General features: G+C 30.4%; 23 protein-coding genes. 20 read left to right on the top strand and 3 right to left on the bottom strand.

The window, feature by feature from the left end; all coding sequences use genetic code 11:
• The first annotated feature begins 3 nt into the window (after positions 1-3).
• The 13 genes from der to AC27L2_RS00480 all read left to right on the top strand — a co-directional run bounded on the left by der (position 4) and on the right by AC27L2_RS00480 (position 11926).
• Positions 4-1317, top strand: coding sequence for a ribosome biogenesis GTPase Der (gene der / locus AC27L2_RS00540; protein WP_487209700.1), 1314 nt, complete (start codon positions 4-6; stop codon positions 1315-1317).
• Positions 1318-1379: 62 nt separating this feature from the next.
• Positions 1380-2738, top strand: coding sequence for an FAD-dependent oxidoreductase (locus AC27L2_RS00535; RefSeq protein WP_487209699.1), 1359 nt, complete (start codon positions 1380-1382; stop codon positions 2736-2738).
• Positions 2739-2740: 2 nt separating this feature from the next.
• The gene (upp, locus tag AC27L2_RS00530) at positions 2741-3367 is read left to right on the top strand and encodes a uracil phosphoribosyltransferase (RefSeq protein WP_487209698.1); all 627 of its coding nucleotides are present in this window, start codon (positions 2741-2743) and stop codon (positions 3365-3367) included.
• A 54-nt stretch (positions 3368-3421) separates the two neighbouring features.
• The gene (locus tag AC27L2_RS00525) at positions 3422-5617 is read left to right on the top strand and encodes a RelA/SpoT family protein (RefSeq protein WP_487209697.1); all 2196 of its coding nucleotides are present in this window, start codon (positions 3422-3424) and stop codon (positions 5615-5617) included.
• 12 nt (positions 5618-5629) lie between these two features.
• Complete coding sequence (ruvX, locus tag AC27L2_RS00520; protein WP_487209696.1) at positions 5630-6067, top strand: Holliday junction resolvase RuvX; 438 nt, start codon at positions 5630-5632, stop codon at positions 6065-6067.
• Between the two features lie 71 nt (positions 6068-6138).
• Entirely contained in the window at positions 6139-6420 is a 282-nt protein-coding gene (gene eutM, locus AC27L2_RS00515) for an ethanolamine utilization microcompartment protein EutM (RefSeq protein WP_353677872.1), read from the top strand.
• Between the two features lie 7 nt (positions 6421-6427).
• Positions 6428-7054: a BMC domain-containing protein gene (locus AC27L2_RS00510; protein WP_487209695.1), complete on the top strand. Its 627-nt coding sequence runs from the start codon at positions 6428-6430 to the stop codon at positions 7052-7054.
• A gap of 121 nt (positions 7055-7175) precedes the next feature.
• Positions 7176-8087, top strand: coding sequence for a CdaR family protein (locus tag AC27L2_RS00505; RefSeq protein WP_487209694.1), 912 nt, complete (start codon positions 7176-7178; stop codon positions 8085-8087).
• A gap of 2 nt (positions 8088-8089) precedes the next feature.
• Positions 8090-8719, top strand: coding sequence for a dTMP kinase (gene tmk, locus AC27L2_RS00500; protein WP_487209693.1), 630 nt, complete (start codon positions 8090-8092; stop codon positions 8717-8719).
• Between the two features lie 15 nt (positions 8720-8734).
• Positions 8735-10384, top strand: coding sequence for a S41 family peptidase (locus AC27L2_RS00495; RefSeq protein ID WP_487209692.1), 1650 nt, complete (start codon positions 8735-8737; stop codon positions 10382-10384).
• Positions 10374-11243 carry a sulfite exporter TauE/SafE family protein gene (locus AC27L2_RS00490; RefSeq protein WP_487209691.1) on the top strand — a complete coding sequence of 290 codons (870 nt, stop codon included), beginning with the start codon at positions 10374-10376 and terminating at the stop codon, positions 11241-11243. Before AC27L2_RS00495 ends, AC27L2_RS00490 begins: the two co-directional genes overlap by 11 nt.
• An 11-nt stretch (positions 11244-11254) precedes the next feature.
• Entirely contained in the window at positions 11255-11623 is a 369-nt protein-coding gene (locus AC27L2_RS00485; RefSeq protein WP_487209690.1) for a DUF1634 domain-containing protein, read from the top strand.
• 12 nt (positions 11624-11635) lie between these two features.
• The gene (locus tag AC27L2_RS00480) at positions 11636-11926 is read left to right on the top strand and encodes a hypothetical protein (protein WP_487209689.1); all 291 of its coding nucleotides are present in this window, start codon (positions 11636-11638) and stop codon (positions 11924-11926) included.
• Here the strand turns inward: AC27L2_RS00480 and AC27L2_RS00475 are convergent, their stop codons facing one another.
• A complete protein-coding gene (locus AC27L2_RS00475) occupies positions 11927-13609 on the bottom strand; it encodes an exonuclease domain-containing protein (RefSeq protein ID WP_487209688.1) in 1683 nt (560 codons plus the stop codon).
• 166 nt (positions 13610-13775) lie between these two features.
• On the opposite strand from AC27L2_RS00475, the gene AC27L2_RS00470 reads away from it, so the two are divergent.
• The 6 genes from AC27L2_RS00470 to aroA all read left to right on the top strand — a co-directional run bounded on the left by AC27L2_RS00470 (position 13776) and on the right by aroA (position 18462).
• On the top strand, positions 13776-14579 hold the full coding sequence (locus AC27L2_RS00470; RefSeq protein ID WP_487209687.1) for a TIGR00282 family metallophosphoesterase: 804 nt from the start codon (positions 13776-13778) through the stop codon (positions 14577-14579).
• 34 nt (positions 14580-14613) lie between these two features.
• A complete protein-coding gene (gene folD / locus AC27L2_RS00465; RefSeq protein WP_487209686.1) occupies positions 14614-15519 on the top strand; it encodes a bifunctional methylenetetrahydrofolate dehydrogenase/methenyltetrahydrofolate cyclohydrolase FolD in 906 nt (301 codons plus the stop codon).
• 193 nt (positions 15520-15712) lie between these two features.
• Positions 15713-16351 carry a deoxyribose-phosphate aldolase gene (gene deoC / locus AC27L2_RS00460; RefSeq protein ID WP_487209851.1) on the top strand — a complete coding sequence of 213 codons (639 nt, stop codon included), beginning with the start codon at positions 15713-15715 and terminating at the stop codon, positions 16349-16351.
• 13 nt (positions 16352-16364) lie between these two features.
• A complete protein-coding gene (locus AC27L2_RS00455) occupies positions 16365-16589 on the top strand; it encodes a type II toxin-antitoxin system HicB family antitoxin (RefSeq protein WP_487209685.1) in 225 nt (74 codons plus the stop codon).
• Positions 16589-17179: a TrmH family RNA methyltransferase gene (locus AC27L2_RS00450; RefSeq protein WP_487209684.1), complete on the top strand. Its 591-nt coding sequence runs from the start codon at positions 16589-16591 to the stop codon at positions 17177-17179. The genes AC27L2_RS00455 and AC27L2_RS00450 overlap by 1 nt, the downstream gene beginning before the upstream one ends.
• Positions 17176-18462 carry a 3-phosphoshikimate 1-carboxyvinyltransferase gene (gene aroA, locus AC27L2_RS00445; RefSeq protein WP_487209683.1) on the top strand — a complete coding sequence of 429 codons (1287 nt, stop codon included), beginning with the start codon at positions 17176-17178 and terminating at the stop codon, positions 18460-18462. Before AC27L2_RS00450 ends, aroA begins: the two co-directional genes overlap by 4 nt.
• Here aroA and bshC read toward each other — a convergent pair.
• A complete protein-coding gene (gene bshC, locus AC27L2_RS00440; protein ID WP_487209682.1) occupies positions 18444-20069 on the bottom strand; it encodes a bacillithiol biosynthesis cysteine-adding enzyme BshC in 1626 nt (541 codons plus the stop codon). The two genes, aroA and bshC, sit on opposite strands and share 19 nt — an antisense overlap.
• 149 nt (positions 20070-20218) lie before the next feature.
• Between bshC and AC27L2_RS00435 the strand changes: the two genes are divergently transcribed.
• Positions 20219-21193, top strand: coding sequence for an ROK family protein (locus AC27L2_RS00435; RefSeq protein WP_487209681.1), 975 nt, complete (start codon positions 20219-20221; stop codon positions 21191-21193).
• Between the two features lie 3 nt (positions 21194-21196).
• Here AC27L2_RS00435 and AC27L2_RS00430 read toward each other — a convergent pair whose 3' ends face one another.
• A complete protein-coding gene (locus AC27L2_RS00430) occupies positions 21197-23170 on the bottom strand; it encodes an ABC-F family ATP-binding cassette domain-containing protein (protein WP_487209680.1) in 1974 nt (657 codons plus the stop codon).

Genomic DNA, 23170 nt, shown 5'->3' with positions numbered 1-23170 from the left:
TATATGAAAGAACCTGTAGTAGTAATAGTAGGTAGACCAAATGTAGGGAAATCAACATTATTCAACAGATTGACAAAAACTAAAAAGTCAATTGTTGATGATGTAGCTGGTGTTACAAGAGATAGAATTTATGGTGATGTCGAATGGAACGGAAAACATTTTAGATTAATTGATACAGGTGGATTTGTCCCTGATTCTGAAGACCTATTTGAATCTGCAATTCGTGAACAAATTAAAATTGCACTTGAAGAATCAGATGCAATCCTTTTTGTAGTTGACGGTAAAACAGGGCTTACACCTCTTGACAGAGAAATTGCAAATATGATTCGTAAATCAACTAAACCTTATTATCTCCTTGTTAATAAAGCCGATGCACCTGAAATGACATCACACAAAAATGATTTTTATTCTCTTGGAATCGAAAAAGTTTTTGATATCTCTGCATTGAATGGAAGAAACCTGGGAGATTTTTTGGATGATTTACAAAATCATTTAACATTTCCAGAAGAAAAAGAAGAACCAGATTATAGACTGCGTCTGGCAATTATTGGAAAGCCAAATGTTGGTAAATCATCTCTTGTAAATGCTCTTCTTGGATATGACAGAACAATTGTTACTGATATCCCCGGAACAACAAGGGACAGCATTGATTCGATTCTTAAATATTATGGTGAAGAAATTGTTCTTGTAGATACTGCTGGTTTGAGAAGAAAATCAAGAATTAAAGAGAATGTTGAATTTTTTGCAAATGTCAGAACTTACAGAGCATTGTGGGACTGTGATGTTGCTGTTCTCCTTCTTGATGCTGAACTTGGACTTGAAAATCAAGACCAGAGAATAATTCAAGAAGCTGTAAGAAGAAGAAAGGGATTAATCATTGCAATTAACAAATGGGATTTAATAGAAAAAGATGTCAACACTGCAAAGAGATATGAAGATGCAATTAAAGCTAAAATGAAAACAGTTGATTATGTGCCAATAATTACAATTTCAGCTTTAACGAAACAAAGAATTTATAAATTAATTGACCTTGCAAAAAAAATTCATGAAGAAAGAAAAAAGAAAATTCCAACAAGTCAATTAAATGAAGTTCTTTTGCCAGAAATTCTTAAAACTCCACCACCTGCAACCCCTACAGGAAAAGAAATCAAAATAAAATATATAACTCAAGTAGGTGAACATTATCCAATCTTTTTGTTTTTTGCCAATCAACATAAATACATCCCAGAATCATACAAGAGATTTCTTGAGAGATTAATTCGTCAACATTTTGGGTTCGAAGGTGTACCAATTACCATCTCATTCAAAGAGAAATAATTATTAGTTTACCAATCATCATAAAAATTAATTATATTTCTGATAAAATTAATAAATGATTGATGCTTCCCAAACCAAGAAATATAATTATTGTTGGTGGTAATGCTGCAGGTCCAGCTGCAGCTGCTAAAGCAAAAAGAATCTCTCCTGATTCAAATGTGATAATGTTCGAAGCAGGCGAGTTCATTTCAACTGGCACATGTGAATTGCCCTATGTTTTGTCAAATGAAATTAAAGACTGGGAAGAAATTGTTTTTTATAATCAAGAGACTTTTGAAAAGGAAAAGGGTGTTAAAGTTTACTTAAATCATCTCGTAGAAAAAATTGACAGACGAAAAAAAACTGTTACAGTTCTAAGCAAAATTTCAAATCAAAGATATGAGCAACCGTATGATAGTTTAATACTCACCACAGGTTCATTAGCAAAATATCATCCGGATTTAAAAAAAAATCTAAAAAATGTTTTTACGTTAAAAAATGTTAAAGATTATTTATCGATAAAAGATTATTTAGTAAAGAATAATGTAAGAAAAGTTTTGATTATCGGAGCAGGTTATATTGGTCTTGAAGCTGCAGAATCTTTTAAAACACTTGGTTATGATGTAACATTGCTTGAAAAAGAAAATTTGCCAATGCCCTCAGCAGATGTTGAAATATCTCATTTGGTTAGAGAAATTCTTAATGAAAACAAAGTTGAATTTCTCGGGGATGCATTTGATATCAAATTCAAAATACAAGGTGATAAGTTAAAAGCTGTTGTTTACAAAGGTTGGGAGCTTGAATTTGATTTGGTGTTATCTGCAATTGGTTTTGAACCAAATAATTATCTTGCTGTTTCATCATCTCTGCAAATTGGTAAATCAGGTGGACTTAAAGTCGACCAAAGATTAAAAACATCGGATTCTAATATTTTTGCTGCTGGTGATAATATCGAAGTAAAAAATAAAATAACAGGAAAAGATGATTACATTCCTCTTGCTACAATAGCACATAATTATGGACACATAGCAGGTGAGAATGCTGCTGGAGGTAATGTTTATGCAAAACCAATTATCAAAAATGCAGCTGTAAAAATTTTTGATAATTATCTTTCTTATGTTGGAATTAACACTAAAGAAGCACAGGAAAATAGATTTAATTTTGCATCTGTAACTGCCACTGCAAATAATATAATTAAAGTAATGCCAAATTCAAGAAAAGTTTTTGGTAAAATTTTATATGAAAAGTATTCTCAAAAAATTCTTGGAGCATTCTTTCTTGGAGGAAATGAAGTTTCAGGTTATGCAGATTTAATTTCATCATTTATCCAAAACAATATTAAGGTAAGCGAACTATCAAACATACAATTTAATTACACACCTCCACTTTCTCCTTTTATAAATTTATTATCAATTCTTGGAAGAAAAATTAATAAGGAATAATTATGAATAATCTAACCATTGTTGATAATCCTCTTGTTAAAAGAGATATTTCTATTTTAAGAGACAAAAACACTCAGCCTGCAGAATTCAGATATGCTTTAAGTCGAATTTCATTTTCACTTGCAATTGAAATATCAAAAAATTTTGAATTGGAAGAATATGAAGTTCAAACACCATTAGAAAAAACAAAAGGTTACAGATTAAAACATCCTGTAGTTTTAATTCCAGTATTAAGAGCTGGATTAAGCATGGTCGATTCATTTTTAGAAATGTTACCAGAAGCAAAAGTTGGACACATTGGACTACAGCGCGATGAAAGAACTTTACAGCCTATTGATTATTATTATAAAACGCCTGATAATCTTGCACAATCAATTACAATTTTACTTGACCCGATGCTTGCTACAGGCGGCAGTGCAGTTGCTTCGTTTAATTATTTGAAAAAAAATGGGGCTGGAAAATGTATTCTCGCTTGCTTAATTTCTGCTCCAGAAGGAATTGAAAAAATGAATAAAGAACATCCTGAAGTTTTAATTTATACTGCAGCACTTGACCGTAAACTCAATGAAAATGGTTATATATTGCCAGGTTTGGGGGATGCAGGAGATAGAACTTTTGGAACTTTTTGATGAACTTGATTCATTGTTGATTGTATAAAGTAAGGAAATTAAAAGTTATTTGTTATGGAAACCGTAGCAAGGATAAAACATCAAAGAATGCTCGATGAATTGCTGAATGTATGCAGAGAAAATTTGCGTTCAGTAAATGAAGATTTGATTCGTAAAGCATTTCAATTTAGTTATGAGTGTCATAAAAATGATTTCCGTGCTTCGGGGGAACCATATTTTTATCATCCCTATGAAGTTGCAATGATTGTTGCTCGTGAAATTCCTCTGGATGATGTTTCAGTCGTAAGTGCATTACTTCATGATGTTGTAGAAGATTCTGATATTAAACTTGATTTTATTGCAAAAGAATTTGGCAGCGATGTAGCCGAAATTGTTGATGGCGTAACAAAGATGGGAAGTTTATTCAAAGATCAAGAAATTCTTAAAACAGAAGACCAGAGGAAAGCTGAAAATTATCGAAAACTGCTTTTATCAATGATTAAAGATGTTCGTGTTATAATTGTGAAATTTGCTGATCGACTTCATAATATGCGCACTTTAGAATTTGTAACTCCTCAAAAACAAATTAGAATTGCAAAAGAAACTCAAGAAATTTATGCTCCTCTTGCTCATCGATTTGGGCTTGGTGCAATTAAATGGGAATTAGAAGACCTCGCATTTAAATATCTCAATCGAGAATCTTATGAAGATTTAGCAAAAAAAATTAATGATACAAGAAAAGAAAGAGAAGCATTTATTGCCAAAGTAATAAAACCAATTGAAGAAAGATTGAAAAAGGAAAAATTAGTTTTTGAAATCAGCGGAAGACCAAAACATCTTTTCAGTATTTACAGAAAAATGATTAAACAAAATTTACCCTTTGAACAAATTTATGATATCCTTGCAATTAGAATTATACTTGAAACAGAAGATAAAAATCAATGCTATCTCGTTCTTGGAATTGTAACCGAATTATTTAAACCAGTTCCAGATAGATTCAAAGATTTTATTTCTGTTCCAAAGAACAATAATTACCAGTCACTTCATACAACTGTAATTGGACCCGAAGGAAGACTTGTAGAAATTCAGATAAGAACCAGAAAGATGCATGAAATTGCAGAAAAAGGTGTTGCTGCTCACTGGAAATACAAAGAAGAAATTACAACAACAGATAAACAACTTGAAGAGTGGGTAAGCTGGGTAAGAGATATTTTTGAAAATGCATCTAAAGATGAAACTACCAAAGAAATTTTACAAAGTTTCAAACTGAATTTATATCAAGATGAAATTTATGTTTTCACACCAAAAGGAGAACTAAAACGACTGCCAGTTAATTCAACCCCAGTTGATTTTGCTTATGAGATTCACAGCAATATTGGTGACCAATGTATTGGAGCAAAAGTAAATGGAAAGATTGTTCCGCTTGATACAAAACTTCACAGCGGTGATATGGTTGAAATTATTACATCAAAAAACCAACATCCAAATAAAAGCTGGCTCCAATTTGTTCAAACACAAAAAGCAAGAAATCACATAAGAAAATATTTAAATAAAGAAGAAGAAAAATTAGTTGAAGCAGGCAAAGAATTATTTGATAAAAAATCTAAAAAGCTTAAGTTATCATTTACACCAGATGAAATAGTAAAAATTTCCCGCAAATTAAAATTTGATAACATTAGAAGTTTCTACAAAGCAATTGCAGAAAACAAAGTTAATCTTGATGAAATACTTAAACCAGCAGAGGAACAAGAGCAAAAGCAGTCAATCGAATTACCATTTGATAAATTTGCAGATATTGCAAGATATACAGCTGGCGGTGTTGTAGTTGAAGGTGAACAAAAAGGTTTAGCTATAAGTTATGCTAAATGCTGCAATCCAATTCCTGGTGACCCAATAATCGGCTATGTTACAATTGGGGAAGGAATTAAAATTCATAGAAAGAATTGCAAAAATTTGATAGACAAAGTTCAAGCAGGGGATGAAAGACTTGTTCCTGTTACATGGCCTAAAGCAGATGGTTCTTATTTTATAGCTGGATTAATTATTAAAGGTGAAGATGTCCCTGGAATTCTTAAAGATATTTCAAACTGTATTACTAATTATGAAAATACAAATATCAAATCTGTTAACATGAGTGCAGAAGATTCGATATTCAAAGGAACAAATACAGTTTATGTAAAAGACCTTGACCATTTGAATAAATTAATTGATAGACTTAAGAAAATTAATGGAGTTTATTCAGTTGAAAGATTTGATTCCAATAAGCATTAAAAAGAGAAAATTATGAACTCACAAAATGAAGAAAGAATTTTAGCAATTGATTATGGCGAAAAAAGAATTGGATTAGCTGTTACTGACCCCTTGAATATTTTTGCATATCCTTTAGTTACACTTGAGAATAATAAAAATTTATGGTTAGAATTAGAAAAGATTATTCGAGATTATCATGTTAAAAAAATCATATTAGGTAATCCACTGAAAGAAAGCGGAGCAGAGTCCAGAATTTTTCCTTTAATTAAAAAATTCAAAGAAGAAATTGAAAAAAAATTTCAATTGCCAGTAGAATTGGTTGATGAAAGATATTCTTCTTTAATAGCAAAAAAAAGAATAATAGAATCAGTTCCATCAAAAAAGAAAAGAAAAGAGAAAGGATTGCTTGATAAAAATTCTGCAGCAGTTCTTCTTGAAGATTATTTAAAAGAGATTTCAATAACAAGATAAATGAAATTGACATTTTTAACTATAAAAACTATTTTGAAACAGAAAAATTAATCAATATTGGGAGCAAACTTATGACACTTGACGCACTCGGAATGATCGAAACCAAAGGCTTAGTCGGGGCAATTGAAGCCGCCGATGCAATGGTTAAAGCAGCAAAAGTAGAATTAATCGGGAAAGAAACAATCGGTGGTGGATATGTTACTGTTATGGTTCGTGGAGATGTAGGAGCTGTTAAAGCAGCAACAGATGCAGGTGCAGCTGCAGCTCAGCGTGTTGGTGAATTGGTTTCGGTTCATGTTATTCCTCGTCCCCACTCTGATGTTGAATTGATTCTGCCAAAACGTCCCAAATAATTAAATTATGGATTTAGCATTAGGATTAATTGAAACCAAAGGATTAATTGGTGCCATTGAAGCTGCTGATGCAATGGTAAAAACTGCTAATGTTAAGTTAGTAAGCAAAGAAAAAATATCAGCAGGTTTGGTAACAGTTAAAATTGTTGGTGAAGTTGCAGCAGTTCAAGCAGCGGTAGAAGCAGGTGCAGCAGCAGCTCAGCGCGTAAGCCAATTAATCTCTGCTCATGTAATCCCACGTCCAGATGACCAGCTAAATGATATTATTTATTCCGATAACAAATTAAATTTACCAGAACAAATAAATGATTTGAAAGAAGAAAATTCAGTTAATCCTACTTTATTCGATCAGCCAGATTCTGCAGAGGAAGTTCAATCAATTAAGAAAAAAAAGAAAGAACCTGAATCAAGATTGGAAGAGTTAAGAAAAGAAGCTATTGAAGAATTATCTGAAAATGAATTTGCAAAAGAACAAACTGTAAAAGAAGTTCCTTCTGAAGAAGAACTTTCTAAACTTAATGTCCATAAATTACGACATCTTGCACGCAGCTTCGAAAATTTTCCAATTAAAGGAAGAGAAATTTCCCGCGCAAACAGAGAAGAATTAATTGCTTATTTTAATCAAATCAGATGACGAATTTCTTACTGATGAATCTGCTAATTCTGATTTTATAAAATCAAAAAGAATAGAAAGTTAGGAATGATTTTGTTTGATGATTAGTTTTAAAGTCAGCGCCTTTTTTTATATTTAGAGTATGAAGAATAAAATTATTCCAATAATACTTATTGTAATATTTTCATTAATACTGTGGGGTTCAGTTACTCTTTCAGAATATTATGTCGAAATTATTTCTGTGCCTGTTGAACTTATTGACCTGCCAAAGAATTATTCACCAAGTTATATATCAGATGAGGAAATTACAATTAAAGTGAAAGCTAAAGGCTGGGAACTTGCAAAATTAATTTTAACTGGAGAACATTCATTTTATATATCTGCTCACCACAGAATTGGAAGATATAAAGTTGATTTAAGAAATGAAATAGAGAATAATATCTGGCTTACATCTGCTTTTAATGTTCTTGAAATATCTCCAGTTATTTTTGAATATGAGATTGATAAAACAGTAACTAAAAAGGTTCCAATCAAACCAAATGTTAAAATTAATTTTGCAGAAAATTATGATTTAGTTTCGGATATTTTATTAACGCCAGATGAAGTAGAAATATCAGGACCAGCAAGCATTTTGCAAAGTATTAATTATGTCGAAACAGATTCAGTTGTTTTTAATAATGTTAATGAAAAGATAGTTTCTGAAGTTAATTTAAAAGCTGTCAACGGTATTAGTTTTTCAGCAGATAAATGCATAATAGAATTTGATGTTCAAAAAATTGTTGAAAGAGCTTTTGATGATTTATTTGTAGAAATAAGAAATGTTCCGCCTTCAAAAGAATTAAATCTTTATCCAAGCAAAGTAAGTGTAATTTTGAGAGGCGGAATTAATCGACTTGGAAAACTTACAAATGACAGCATTAAAGTTTATGTTGATTACTGGGATGCAGTTCGAAGCGAAGAAAATATGATAGAACCAGTTGTTGTAATTCCGGAATTCACTAAATTGCTTGATATAAAACCAAAAAAACTTGAATTTGTAATTAAACAATACTGAACATGTTTATAACATTTGAAGGATTAGATTTTTGCGGCAAGTCCACTCAGGTAAAACTTCTAGAAAATTATTTGAAAGAAAAAAATGAAAATGTAATAGTCATTCGAGAACCTGGTGGAACGGAAATTTCAGAGCAAATAAGAAAAATTTTGCTCGACAGAATTAACGACGATATGAAAAACGAAACCGAGCTTTTGCTTTTTGCTGCCAGTCGTGCTCAACTTGTTCATGAAGTTATAATCCCTCATCTTGAAAAAAAATATTTTGTGATTTCGGATAGATTTCATGATTCATCAATTGCTTATCAGGCTTTTGGCAGAAATCTTCCACTGGAATTTGTTATGCAGCTCCAAAAATTTGTAATAGGGAATGCAATTCCCAATATTACTTTTTTTATTGATATTCCTGTAGAAGAAGTATTAAAAAGAATGTCAAAAGTAAAAAGTATTGAACTTGATAGAATTGAAACATCACCTAATGGAATTGATTTACAAAAAATTCAATTTTATGAACGAGTTAGAAATGGTTATCTTTATCTTTGTGAAAAAGAAAAAAGAATAAAAAAAATTGATGGCCTTCTTTCTATTGATGAAATTCATAATATCATAATTAAGCATTTAGAAAGTAAATGATTTGAAAGGGAAAGTATGAACAGAACAAAAATATTTTTTGCAATTGCATTTATCTTAATTTTTTCTGGCTTTATAAGACATGATTCGGATTTTTATTTCGAGATAAATAAAAGCATAGACATTTTTGGAAGAGTATACAAAGAGGTTGCACTAAATTATGTTGACCCCATTGATCCACAAGAATTTATGCTTGCTGGAATTTCCGGTATGCTTGAATCATTGGACCCTTATACAAATTTTATTGATGACAGTCATCAAAAAGATATTGATATAATTACAAAAGGAAAATACGGAGGCATTGGGGCAACTGTTGGTTTAAGAAATGATAATGTTACAATCGTAGATTTAATTGAAGGGTATTCTGCACAAAGACAGGGATTAAGAATTGGTGATGTAATTATTAAAGTTGATGATACTCCCGTTACTAAAGAAAATTATGAATCACTAAGCAATTTGTTAAAAGGCGAACCAGGCACAACAGTTAAAATTACTATAAGAAGAGAAGGAGTTAATGAAGAACTAACATTTAATTTGATTCGAGAAGAGATTGAAATAAAAAATTTATCGTTCTATGGTTTTGTGCCGGAAAATTCTAATAATGTTTACTTAAAGTTAAGTGGCTTTTCAAGAGCTGCAGGTGATGAGGTAAAGAAAGCACTGCTCGAACTAAAATCGCAAAGAAAAATTGAATCGATAATTTTGGATTTGAGAGGAAACCCAGGTGGTTTACTTGATGCTGCAATTGATGTTTGTGAAAAATTTTTGTCGAAAGGTCAATTAATTGTTACTGTAAAAGGAAGAGATAGTTCGAATGTCAAAAAATATTTTTCGCAGGAAGAACCAATTGCATCTACTCCAAAACTTGCAGTATTGATTGATGAAGGTTCAGCATCTGCTTCAGAAATTGTTGCAGGTGCAGTTCAAGACCATGATAGAGCAGTTATTATTGGAACTAATTCTTTTGGAAAAGGTTTGGTTCAAACTGTTATCCCACTTTCTTTTAATACATCGTTAAAAATTACTACAGCTCGTTATTATACTCCAAGCGGAAGATGCATACAAAAAATTAATTACTCTGAAAAGAATAAAGTTTTACAAAAGAGTTCCACACAAGAACAAGCTGAATTCCATACTGATAATAAAAGAAAAGTATTTTCAGCAGGTGGTATCAAACCAGATTCCATTGTGAACAATAAGTCGAAATCAATCTTAATTCAAAGATTACTTGCAGATGGAATGTTTTTCAAATTTGCTACTTATCTTTTCAATAATAATTCTTCGATGAATCTTAAGGATGTTTCTGATGATTATTTGTTAAAAGAATTTAAGAATTATGTTCAAAAACAGAGTTTTCAATTTGTATCCCCTACTGAAAAATTAATTGACCAATTAAAACAGGCAGCAAAAGAAGAAAATCTGGGTAATAATTTTATTGACCAGCTTGATAATGCAAAAAAACAAATTGCAGAAAATAATTCTAAAGAAATCAATAAATTCAAAGATGAAATAATTGGTTTGATAAAGGAAGAATTAGCTGCAAGAACTATTGGAAGAATTGGAAGAATTTTAGAATCATTAAAACATGATAATCAATTTGAAACTGCTTTATCAATTTTGAATAATCCACAAATATATAATAAACTATTGAGTACAAATGTTCATTAATATACTGCTTCTATTTTTAATTTCAGTTGTTGCAGGTTTATTGGGCTCTCTTGTTGGAATTGGTGGCGGAATTATTATTGTTCCTGCTTTAACTCTAATTTATAAAGTACCAATTCACAATGCAATTGCTGCAAGTTTAATATCTGTAATTGCAACTTCCATTGCTGGGGCACATAAGTATGTTGAACAGGAAATAACTAATATTAAATTAGGAATGTTTCTCGAAGTTTCAACCACTCTTGGTGCACTGATGGGAGCCTTGTTAGCTTTAATTTTACATGGTTGGATTCTGAGCGTGATTTTTGGTTCACTTGTATTTTCAATGGCTGTTTATTCCTACTTAACCAGAGAGAATGATGATTTATATGAATTTGATTCTGAATTTAATCCCAATAATAAATTTGAAAATATAATTGGAATCAAAGATTCATTCTACGATGCTGCTTTGAAAAAAAGAATTGAATATGCAGTTCATAATCCTTTGAGCGGCAGCTTTGTTGCTATGCTTGCTGGAATTGGTTCGGGTTTACTTGGAATTGGTGGTGGAATAATCAAAGTTTCTGCAATGAACACTTTAATGAAAGTGCCAATGAAAGTTTCAGTTGCAACAAGCAAATTTATGATTGGAGTAACAGCCGCAGCAAGTTCTACTCTTTATTTTCTGAACGGCTCTGTTGACCCGCACTATGTTGCACCAGTTGCACTTGGAACAATTGCAGGGGCTACTTTTGGAAGCAGCATTATGAACAAATTCAAAAGCAAGTTTATTAAACTTCTTTTCACTGCTGTTGCTGGTTATCTTTCAATAAGAATGATACTAAAAGGATTATCTGATGGATTGAACATAAATTTATTTTGAGGTGTTTATAAGTGGAAAATCAAAATCTAAATAAAAATGTAGGACGTATCCTCGCAGTAGGAATTTATTCAACAATATTTTTTTATGTTATTGGGATTATTCTTTTAATTATCAAACATGAAGACTTTGCTGTTTTTAATCATAATACATTTAAGAATGTTGGAGACTTTTTCCAAAATATCTTGAAACTTGAACCCGAACCATTTTTATATCTTGGAACAATAACTTTAATTTTAACTCCGATACTGAGAGTATTTATTTCAGTTTTCTTTTTTTATAAGAATCATGATAAAAAATTTTTTTATATAACATTAATCGTAGCTGCAATTTTAGTATTAAGTATTTTTATGGGAATATTTCTTTCAATAAAATTAGGTTGAGGGTATAAGCATTTGAAAACATTTAAAATATTGATAAGTGTCAATCCACAGTATTCCAAGTGTCCATCATGTAAATCAGCTTTAGCATTACATAGCTCAAGAGCAAGAAATATGCGTGAACAAATTATCAAAAGAATAACTTTCCTTAAGATTTATAGATGCAAAGAATGCGGATGGCGTGGTTATATGTCAACTTATAAAATTACAAAAGATTCGTTAAAGGCTTTGTTGCTTTATGCTGCAATAATTTTGTTGTCGGCGTATATTATTAGGTTTATAATTTTGAGATTTGTTCCAAGATGATTATAAATTATAAGCATGTTGTTGAACGAATATCATGCTTTTTGATAATTCTGTTAGTGAGTTATAATCTTTCAGATAATGAACTTTAATTCTTTGTTTATTTCTTACAAGCCAGTTCAAAGCTATTTTCATTCTTTCTAAATCTTTTTGTGTTACTTCATCAAAAAGATATTGGACCCCTTCAAAATAATCTTCAAGCATTTCATCAAAAAAGCATTTTTCTTCAATAAAGAAATTTTTTATAAATATTTTCCCTTCGAGCAAAAGCAAATAATCATTTTCTCTTTTTCCATAAACTTCAATCAATACATTTGCTTTGTTGATTGGTTCAGAAAGTATTGATGCTTTATTCAATTGATTTAATATTGAGTTGATTATATCTCTTGTTGCTGCAGCTTCTTCATATTTTTTTTGTTCACTGTAGATTTTCATTTTCCTTAAAAGTCTGTCAACAGCCGATTGATTATGACCTTTTAAGAATTCATGAACAAGATTAAGTTCATTATCATAATTTTCTTTCACATTTTCGATGCATGGGGCAAAACATCTTCCAATATCACTTAAATAACATTTTTTCTTTTTGTTAAATTCTTTATCGCTGCATTCTCTCAATAAAAATGTTTTGTCAATAATATCTTTAATTGAATTTGCTGTTTCTCTGTTTGGATAAGGCCCGTAATAATCATTGCCGTCAAAATCAAATGTTGTAACAACTTCAACATCAGGATATTCTTTATTATTTACTCTTATGAAATAATTGCTTGAATATTTTTTTAATAGTGTATTGAGCTTTGGATTATGTCTTTTAATTAGTTCAGCTTCGGCAAGCAAAGCAGTTAATTCTGTGTTAGTTTTTTGAAAATCAATTCGATGAGCTTTTCTTACAATTTCTTTTGTCTTGCGCGGAGTATTATTCAGAAAATAATTACTGATTCTTTGCTTAAGAGATTTAGCTTTCCCAATGTAAATAATTTCATCTCTTGAATTTTTGAAGAAATATACTCCTGGAGTATCTGGAACATTAGATAAATCTTCTGCTAATTTCTTTTTAATTACTTTGAAAGGTTTTGATGATGGAATATTTTGAAAATTAATTATATCCGCTGCAGTTTCTGCATTATGCTCGTTACGAAGATAAGAAAACATCTTCAGAAGAATTTTTGCTGTTGCCATCGCATCTCCCAATCCACGATGAATATTGCGATGACGAATTTTGAAATGTTTTGTTAAACTTCCCAAGGATTTGCTTGGAAGTTCTGGAAATAATCTTTTAGCTAATTTTAATGTGCAAATTGCAGGATTAGATGGAACTTCAAGATTTGCACTTAAGCATTCCTGTCTAAGAAAAGAATAGTCAAAGTTAAGATGATGTGCAACCAGTATTGAATCACCAATAAAATCAATGATACGAGGATATAATTCTTCAAAATATGGTGCCTCTATTACATCAGAATTAGTGATTCCAGTTAGCAATGTAATTGAATATGGAATCTGCCTACCAGGATTTATGAATGATTGAAATGTATCAACAATTTTTCCATTACGAATTTTAACAATTCCTATTTCGATTACTTTATCAAATTTTGCAGAAGTTCCAGTTGTTTCAAAATCAAATACACAATATTCTGCGTTTTCAAACTGAATTTCTTTTAATTCCATATCAAACAGTTTTTTGTTTATCAAATTTAATAAACACTCAACAATCCTGCTTTAAGAGGAAAATTATTGTATTAATTAATCAATTCTTCAATGCAATTAAAAATATTTTTGAGAAAAATATTTTAAGATAATCATTATCATTTCGTAATTCTTTCTATTTTCAATATATTTCTTATTAAAAGATTTGATTATGAATATAAATATACTTTTTATTGGTGATATAGTAGGTCAACCTGGACTTAACATAGTTAACATGTGGCTTCCATCTTTGCAAAAAAAATATAGAGCCGATGTTACTATTGTTAATGGTGAAAATGCTTCTGACGGTAAAGGATGCACCGAAAAAGAAGCAAAACAACTTTTTGAACTCGGAGTTCATGTAATTACAGGCGGAAATCATACATGGGATAAACATCAATCTCAGGAATTTCTTAAAAAAGATCCCAGAGTATTGCGCCCATTGAATTATCCAAAAGGAACTTTTGGAAATGGTTATTACATACTTGATACACCAAAAGGAAAAGTTGGTGTAGTAAATTTGCAGGGGAGAGCATTCATGGCAACAATTGATTGTCCATTTAGAACAAGTGATTGGATTATTCCCAAAATAAAACAGGAAACAAATGTTATTATTGTTGATTTTCATGCTGAAGCCACAGCAGAAAAAGTTGCACTCGTTAATTATCTTGACGGAAAAGTATCTGCAGTTATTGGAACTCACACTCATGTTCAAACTTCGGATGAAAGAATTTTTCCGAAAGGAACTGGTTATATTACAGATTGCGGGATGACTGGTCCATATGATTCTGTAATCGGAATGAAAACAGATGCTGCTATAAATAGATTTCTTTATCAAACACCTCAAAAATATCAAACAGCTGTTGATAATGTTCATCTCTGTGGAGTTTTTCTAAAGGTTGATGCTCAAACAGGAAAAACAGTTGAGATTGAAAGAATTTTTATTCCAGAGTTTGAAAGAAAAATAAATTTATAGTTGCAAAATATTCTCAATTAAATTAGAGAACTTTATGGCTGTAATAATTGATGGTAAAAAAGTTGCTGAAGAGATTAAAACAGAATTAAAAGATAGAATTGCTGAAGCAAGAAATAAAACAGGAAAAGTTCCTGGATTAGTTGCTATACTTGTTGGTGATAATCCTGCTTCGCAAGTTTATGTGTCATCAAAAAGTAAAGCATGCAATGAAATTGGGATGAATTCAAAGGTTGAAAATCTTTCAGCTGATATCAGCGAAAAAGAATTAATTGATTATATTAATCACTATAATCATGATGACAATTATCATGGTATTCTTGTTCAGCTTCCATTACCAAAACATATTAATGAACAAAAAATTATTGAATCAATTTTACCAGAAAAAGATGTTGATGGATTTCATCCGGTAAATGTAGGAAATCTTGTAATTGGCAAAGAAACTTTTTATCCCTGCACACCTTATGGCATTATTGAATTATTAAAAAGATATTCGATAGATACAAAAGGGAAACATGTTGTTGTAGTTGGCAGAAGTAATATTGTTGGGAAACCAGTTGCAAACATGCTTTTGCAAAAGAAAGAAGGAGCAAATGCAATTGTTACAGTATGCCATTCAGCAGCAAAAGATTTATCGAAATACACAAAAGAGGCAGATATTTTAATTGCAGCAATCGGGAAAGAAAATTTTATAACTTCAGATATGATTAAAGAAGGTGTTGTAATTATTGATGTTGGAATTAACAGAGTTGAAGATAAAAATTCAAAAAAGGGTTATAGACTTGTTGGTGATGTTAAATTTGATGAAGTTGAGAAAAAAGCATCATACATAACTCCGGTTCCAGGTGGAGTTGGACCAATGACAATTGCAATGTTATTAAAAAATACATTTCTTGCATTTACAAAATTTTTAGAGAAGAAGCATGGATTCATCATTAATTGACAAAATTGTATCTCAAGTTTTAATTGAAAAAGCTTTGCAGGAATTTTATTGTCATGCAGGAACTTGCAATGGCTGGGAAAGAAATGTAATCGACCAGCCTGTGGCAGTAAAAAATATTATTGAAAACGGTGCAGAAAGAATTGCTGCAGGTCCTGGCATTGGCGAGGAATTAACAAATAAAGATATTGCAAGAATGATTGACCACACTTTATTAAAACCAGAAGCTACTCCTGATGAAATAAAAAAATTATGTGAAGAAGCAAAAACATATGGCTTTGCTTCTGTGTGTGTTAATCCTTGTTATGTAACTTTGTGCAGAGATTTATTAAAAAATTCTGATGTTAAAGTATGTACTGTTATTGGATTTCCCCTTGGTGCAACTACAACAGAAGTAAAACGTTTTGAAGCTGAACAGGCTTTGAAAAATGGCGCTCAGGAAATTGATATGGTAATTAATATAGGAATGTTAAAGCAAAAAAATTATCAGTATGTTTTTAATGATATTAATCAAGTTGTTTTAGCTGCAAAAAAATTTAATGGTATATGTAAAGTGATAATTGAAACTGCTTTGCTTACAGATGAAGAAAAAGTAATTGCGTGTTTGATAAGCAAAGAAGCTAAAGCAGATTTTGTAAAAACATCAACAGGCTTTAGCAAAGGTGGTGCTACTGCAGGTGATGTTGCCTTGATGAAATATGTGGTTGGTTCTGCTGTTGGTGTTAAAGCTTCAGGAGGAATAAGAACTACCGAAGATGCACTCTTGATGATAAAAAGCGGAGCAGATAGAATTGGTGCAAGTGCAAGTGTGAAAATTGTCAAAGGTGAATCTTAAGAGGTGATAGTTCGTGGTACTGGATTTAATTGTAACTAAAACCGATGACGGATTCACAGCAGAAATTCCCTCAATTAAAGGATGTGAAAGCTGGGCTCACATTGAAGATGATGCAATAAACAAAACTATTGAACTCTTTAAATTCTATATCCAGGCTAAACCCGAATTAAAATTAAAAATTGACAGAGCAAGAAAAGAAGGGAATAGAATTGTTTATAAAATAATTTTCGATAAATGATGAAAAGATTTAGAACTCCAGAACGACTTCAAAAAATAACTAATGCTGCATCGTCAAGACAGTTTTCTTTGAGAGTTGTAATTGAAAATATTCACGATGCTCATAATGTAAGTGCAATATTTAGAACATGTGATGCTGTTGGTGTCCCAAAAATTACTTTGCTTTATACAAAAGAAACTTTTCCCAAAATTCATAAGGTAACTTCAGCATCAGCTAATAAGTGGGTAGATGTTGAAAAATTTGATGATGTAAAAAAGTGTGTAGATTCGCTTCATGCTGAAGGTTTTAAAATCTATGCAAGTTTTCTGGATAAAAATGCAAGAAATTTATATGACATCGATTTGACACAGAAAATAGCACTTGTCTTCGGCAATGAACACAGAGGCGTTTCTGATGAAATGAAAAAACTTGCTGATGATTTGTTTTATATTCCAATGAGAGGAATGGTACAAAGCTTAAATGTGTCTGTTGCTGCAGCTGTTACTCTTTATGAAAGCCAGCGTCAAAGAGCAGCGAAAGGAATGTATGATAAATCTGAACTTACAGAACTAGAATTAAATGAATTAATTGAAAAATGGTGTGAAAAATGAAATTCTATTATACTGAAAATTTATCCGGTGAATTATCACTCCCGGGTGATAAATCAATTTCACATCGAGCTGTGATGTTTGCTTCGATGGCAGAAGGGGAATCAATTATAAAAAATTGTTCTAATGCAGAAGATGTTAAATCAACAATTTCTTGCTTTAGAAAACTTGGTGTTGATATTGATGAAAAAGAAAATTTATTGATTGTAAAAGGAAAAGGTTTTAAAAATTTTTGTAAGCCAGAAGAAGAATTGTATGCAGGAAATTCTGGAACTACAGCAAGATTAATGAGCGGAATTTTATGTGCACAAAATTTTGAATCAATAATTACAGGAGATGAGTCCCTTTCTAAAAGACCGATGAAAAGAATTGTTGAACCATTGAATATGATGGGAGCTGATATTACAGCATCACCAGAAGGGACATTGCCTTTAGTAATAAAACCTTCGTCAAGTTTGCATGCTATTAATTACAAATTAAAAGTTGCGAGTGCCCAAGTTAAAAGTGCATTAATTCTTGCAGCTCTTCATCTTGAAGATGAATCAATAATTGTTGAATCAATTCCAACAAGAAATCATACAGAAAAATTACTTGGACTTAAAACAGAAAAAACTGAAGAAGGTACTTTAATTTTTGTTTCTAAAAAAAATTATCCTAAAAATTTTGAAATAACAGTTCCTTCAGATATTTCAACAGCAGCATTTTTCATTGTTCTGGGATTGTTGTCAAAAGATTCTAATATTCTGATAAAAAATGTTTCACTCAATGAAACACGAACAGGTATTCTAGATATATTAATATCAATGGGAGGAAATATTACAATTGAAAATGAGATAACTCAGAACGGAGAAAAAAGAGGAAATATAAGAGTAAAAAGCAGTCAATTAAAAAATATTGAAATACCAGCTGAAATTATTCCAAATATTATTGATGAAATTCCGATTTTATCTGTAGCTGGAGTTTTTGCAGAAGGGAAATTCAAAGTTACAAATGCAAAAGAATTGAGAGTTAAAGAGTCCGATAGAATAAAAGCTTTATGTGAAAATTATAAAAGAACAGGGTTGAAAGTTGAAGAGTTTGAAGATGGTTTTGAAATTGATGGAAAAATTTTAGAAGATAATTTTATTTTCGAAAGCTATGGTGACCATAGAATTGCTATGGCATTTGCTGTAATGTCGATGCTAATAAAAAATGGCGGCAGAATTAATAATTTTGATTGTGTTTCTATTTCAAATCCAGATTTCTTAACTCAACTTCAAAGCTTGGGTTATAACTCTAATATTTGATGTTCAAATTTGTTAATTGTAAGTTCATTAAAAACCCATTTCAAAATATCAAGTCCATATTTATTGGCAAAGTAAATAAAATTTATTTCTCTTTCTTGTAAGTTATTATTAGGATACAAGTTATTTCTTGCTTTTGTAAGCTGACGAATTGTTACTTCGTGCTTGCTTTTTTCAAGCTCAAGTGCTTTTGTTTTAAGATAATTAAGATTTTCTTCAATTTTGATTTTAGTTTTTCCTGTAATATCAAGCAGCGATTTATCAATGCTGCTTAAATTTTCTCCTAACTGATATAAAATCCTTCCGATGTTAGATTGTGTTTCTTCGAAAAGTGAATTGATATCTGTAGTAGAATTTTGTTCGATAATTTTTGTAATTAATTCTTCTTCGGTTGTGAATAGATTTAGATAATCGAGATTATATTTTTCAATAATTGACTTAATATTTTTCTCAACAATAGTTGCAGATGCGCGAGGATAAATTATTGGCTGAACAATGTTATAAATATCATACAGTGGTGAGATTTGTGCAAAATAACTTATCTCAGATGGTCCACCAACATAAAAAGCAGTTGGGAATAAATAATCCTGACAAATTGGCCTGAGCAAAACATTTGGACTAAATTTTTCTGGATGCTGATTTAACTGTTCTAACAATTCGTCTTTTGTAAATTTTTTTCTTCTGCCTTTTAATCGATACTCTTCTTCAACAGGTTCAATAAGAAGACGCTCATTATTTTCTATAAAAAATAGATTGATTGGCTTTACCTTAACCTGTGCATGATAAGTTTCCTCTAACTCTGCACTTCTTTCAACAAGTTGAATTGTATGACTGCGGTAATTAATTATTTCTTCTGAAAAAATTGGAGTAAGTAATTTTTTAATTTCTGAATCAAGAGGATTGAAAACAATTAATCCATAATCATCAAAAATTTTTATTAACAAATTTCGGAATGAGTCTAAAAATGTTTCACCAGGCTTGTAAAATGATTTCAACAGTTCAATTACTGAATTCTTAAATTCAGTTTCTCTTAAATGCAATGATAAATCTTCGAATAACTTTTCAAGATTATTGTTGAAAGATTTGAGTCCAATGCAGCCGCGATTTAATTCTTCTTCAAGACCATCATCATATTTGAGAGTAACAAGTTCATTGTTATTATTAAGTATGCTGAATTTTCTTACTTCATCAAAATCATGGTCATCTCCTTCAAGCCAGAAAACCGGCACAAACTGATAATTATCATATCTTTCTTTGAGATAGTTTGAAAGTTTAATTGCAGTAATAGTTTTATAAAATGTATACAGAGGACCGCCAAAAACTCCTAATTGCTGTCCTGTGCAAATAACAAATGTTCTGTTTGAATAAAGAGCTTCAATATTTGATTCAGTTTGCTTAGATATTCTGATGTTTTGATATTGCTTTTTGATTAATTCAATAAGTTGATTGCGATGTGGTCTGTTAAAATTTTCTAACCTGTTAAATAATGTTTCATAAGATTCTTGCTCTCTAAAATTGCTTTTATAAAATCTTTTGACATTATCGAATTCGTATAAATAGTCAAGAAATAAATTTTGCTGACCAGGGATATCACAAAAATTTATATACATTTAAACTCCATTTGTATTTAAGAAATGAGTTATTTTATAACAACTATTTATATTCTTTTTAATAAAATGTGAAATAAATATTAAATTCGGTATCAATTTAATAAAATTTTATATTGACTGAAATTCAATCTTAAAATTAAGAGGAAATTATGAGTAAGGATTTTATTATATCAGTTGACCTTGGAGGCACTAAAATTCTTTCTGCATTAATCAACTCTCAAAATCAAATTGTATCAAGAGTAAAAATTCCTACTGATGTTAAAAAAGGAGAGGAAAGTTTAACTCAATCAATACTGAAATCGGTTAATCAATTGATTCTTGAAAATAAAATTTCAGAAAAGAATGTAAAAGCTTTATGTCTTGGTGTGCCAGGGACTGTTAATCCATTTACAGGAATTATTTCTAATGCTCCAAATCTTTTTGTGAAAAATTTCAATATAAAGGAAGCATTATCAGAACACACAATTATACCCGTTTTAATTGAGAATGATGTTAATCTTGCTGGACTTGGAATAAAAAAATTTGAGTTTAATGATGAAATAAAAAATATGCTAATTGTTTTTATCGGTACTGGAATAGGCAGCGCTTTGTTTTTTGATGGAAAACTTTATCGCGGTTCAACATTTTATGCGGGTGAAATTGGACACATGATTGTAAACAGCAAGGGTGCTTTCTCATCAAAAAAATCTGCTAATACTTTTGAACTTTCAGCAAGCAGATTGGCTATTATTAAAGCAATTAAGAAGGAAATTAAAAAAGGGAAAAAAAGTATTTTGAAAGAATTTTTATCATCGGATAAAACGATAAAGAGTAAAACCCTTGCTCATGCTGTAGAACAGAATGATGCTTTAGCAGTCAAATATGTATCGAAAGCATGTGTAACAATTGGAACTGTTCTTGGGAGCTTAACTACATTTCTAAATTTTGATACTATAGTTTTAGGTGGCGGAGTAATTGAAGCTATGCATAAATTTATGCTTCCAAAAATTAAAGAAGCATTTTTGGAGGCTGTTTTACCCGAATGCGGTGAAAATGTGAAAATAAGTGTTACGAAATTAGGTGATGATGCAGCTTTGTTTGGAGGTGTTGCACTCGCTGAAGAATTTTTTAATGAAAATAAATAATAATTAATTATTATTTATTGTGATGCTCTTTTCAATTTCTTCTAATTTATAGTTTAGTTCTTCCCAACGGTTATATTCATCATTAAGCAGCTTTTTTATTTTTTCGTATTCGAGATTTTTTTCTCTTGCAAGTTCAGGATTACTGAAAATTTCAGGTTTTGTTAATTCATGTTCAATATCATTTTTTAAGTTTTCTAATCTTATGATTTCTTTTTCAGAGTTTTCTAATTCTTTTTTAATGTCTTTAGTTAAAGCATATTTTTTTTGTCTTAATTCGGCTTCTAATCTTTTTTGTTCTTTCCGGTTAGATTTTGCTGATTCTTTTAACTGGTTAAATTTTTCTTCTTCTAATTCTTTACTCGATGGGATGGATTCCAATAATTTTTTTTGAAGATAATATTCAATTCCACCATAAAAAACTTTTAAGCTCTGATTTCTTATTTCAATAACTTTGTTGACTATTGGCTTGAGAAAATCGATATCGTGTGACACAATTATTAAAGTGCCAGAAAAATCAACTAATGCTTTTTGCAGAATTTCTTTTGAAGATAAATCAAGATGATTTGTAGGTTCATCAAGTATGATTAAATTGCTTTTGGTTAGTAATAATCTTGCAAGTGCAAGTCTGCTTTTTTCTCCTCCAGATAAAACTTTTACTTTTTTAAAAACATCATCACCAGTAAAAAGAAACGATCCAAGAATTTTTCTAATTTGTCCTGGAGTTAATTCATCATTTATTTCTTCAAGTGTGTCAATTAAGTCGTATTCTAAATTTAAGCTGTCTGCAACTTCTTGCTCGTAATAAGAAATAATTGTGTTATGCCCATAGATAACTTCCCCTTTTGAAACATCAATTTTATTCCCAACAATTTTTGCAAAAGTAGTTTTACCTGCACCATTTGGTCCAACTACAGCAATCTTTTCTCCTCTTTCGATTTTTATGTTTACATCTTTTAATACTTCTAAATTATTGTAGGCTTTGTATACATTTTTTAACTCAACAGGGATGCTTCCACTTTTTGGTGTTTCTGGGAATTTTATCTCAATCTTTTTTTCATCTTCAATCAGTTCAACAGATTCCATTTTATCAAGCATTTTAATGCGGCTTTGAACCTGACGAGCTTTTGTTGCTTTGTATCTAAATCTTTCAATAAATCTTTCTATTTCTTTTATCTTTTTCTCTCGATTTTTTTCAATAGCTTTTAATTGAGCTTCTCTTTCTTTTTTGAAATTTAGATATTGGTCATAAGTGCCAGGGAAAAAATTAATTTGTTTATTGAATATCTCAAGAGTCTTATTTGTAACTTTATTTATGAAATGTTTATCGTGAGAAACAATTATCAATGCACCTTTGAAATCATAAAGAAATTCTTCAAGCCAAGTTAGAGTATCGATATCAAGATGATTTGTGGGTTCATCAAGTAAAATTAAATCATTTTCAGCAAGAAGAATTTTTGCAAGTTGAATTCTCATTTGCCATCCGCCTGAGAATTCCTGAGTCAATCTGAAAAAATCTTTTTCTTGAAAACCTAAGCCCGTTAGAACTTTTTTAATTTTTGAGTCAGCTCTGTAAAAGTCAATATTTTCTTTTTTATCATTAATTTCTCCAAGCGATTCAATTAATTCCTGTCTGTCAATTTCTGATAGATTATTTTTATTTAATGAATCAAGGATTTCTTTTTCTTTTTCAATTATTGTGTTTAATTCAATCATGGAAGATTTTACTTCTTCAAACAAAGTTTTATCACGGAATGAAATTAAATCCTGCGGTAAGTATCCAATTCGAATACCTTTCTGTTTATTAATTTCTCCTGTTTCAGGTTTTTCTATTCCATAAATTAATTTTAGAAAAGTTGATTTGCCTTTTCCATTAGCACCAACTAAAGCAATTTTATCATGTTTGCCAATTTTCAGGTTAACATTTTCGAACAGGTTTTCACCTGTAAATTGAATCGATAAATTTTTTATGTCTATCAT

The sequence above is a fragment of the Rosettibacter sp. KY25 genome (genome assembly GCF_057554405.1).
This window is presented reverse-complemented; position numbering and strand designations above follow the sequence as displayed.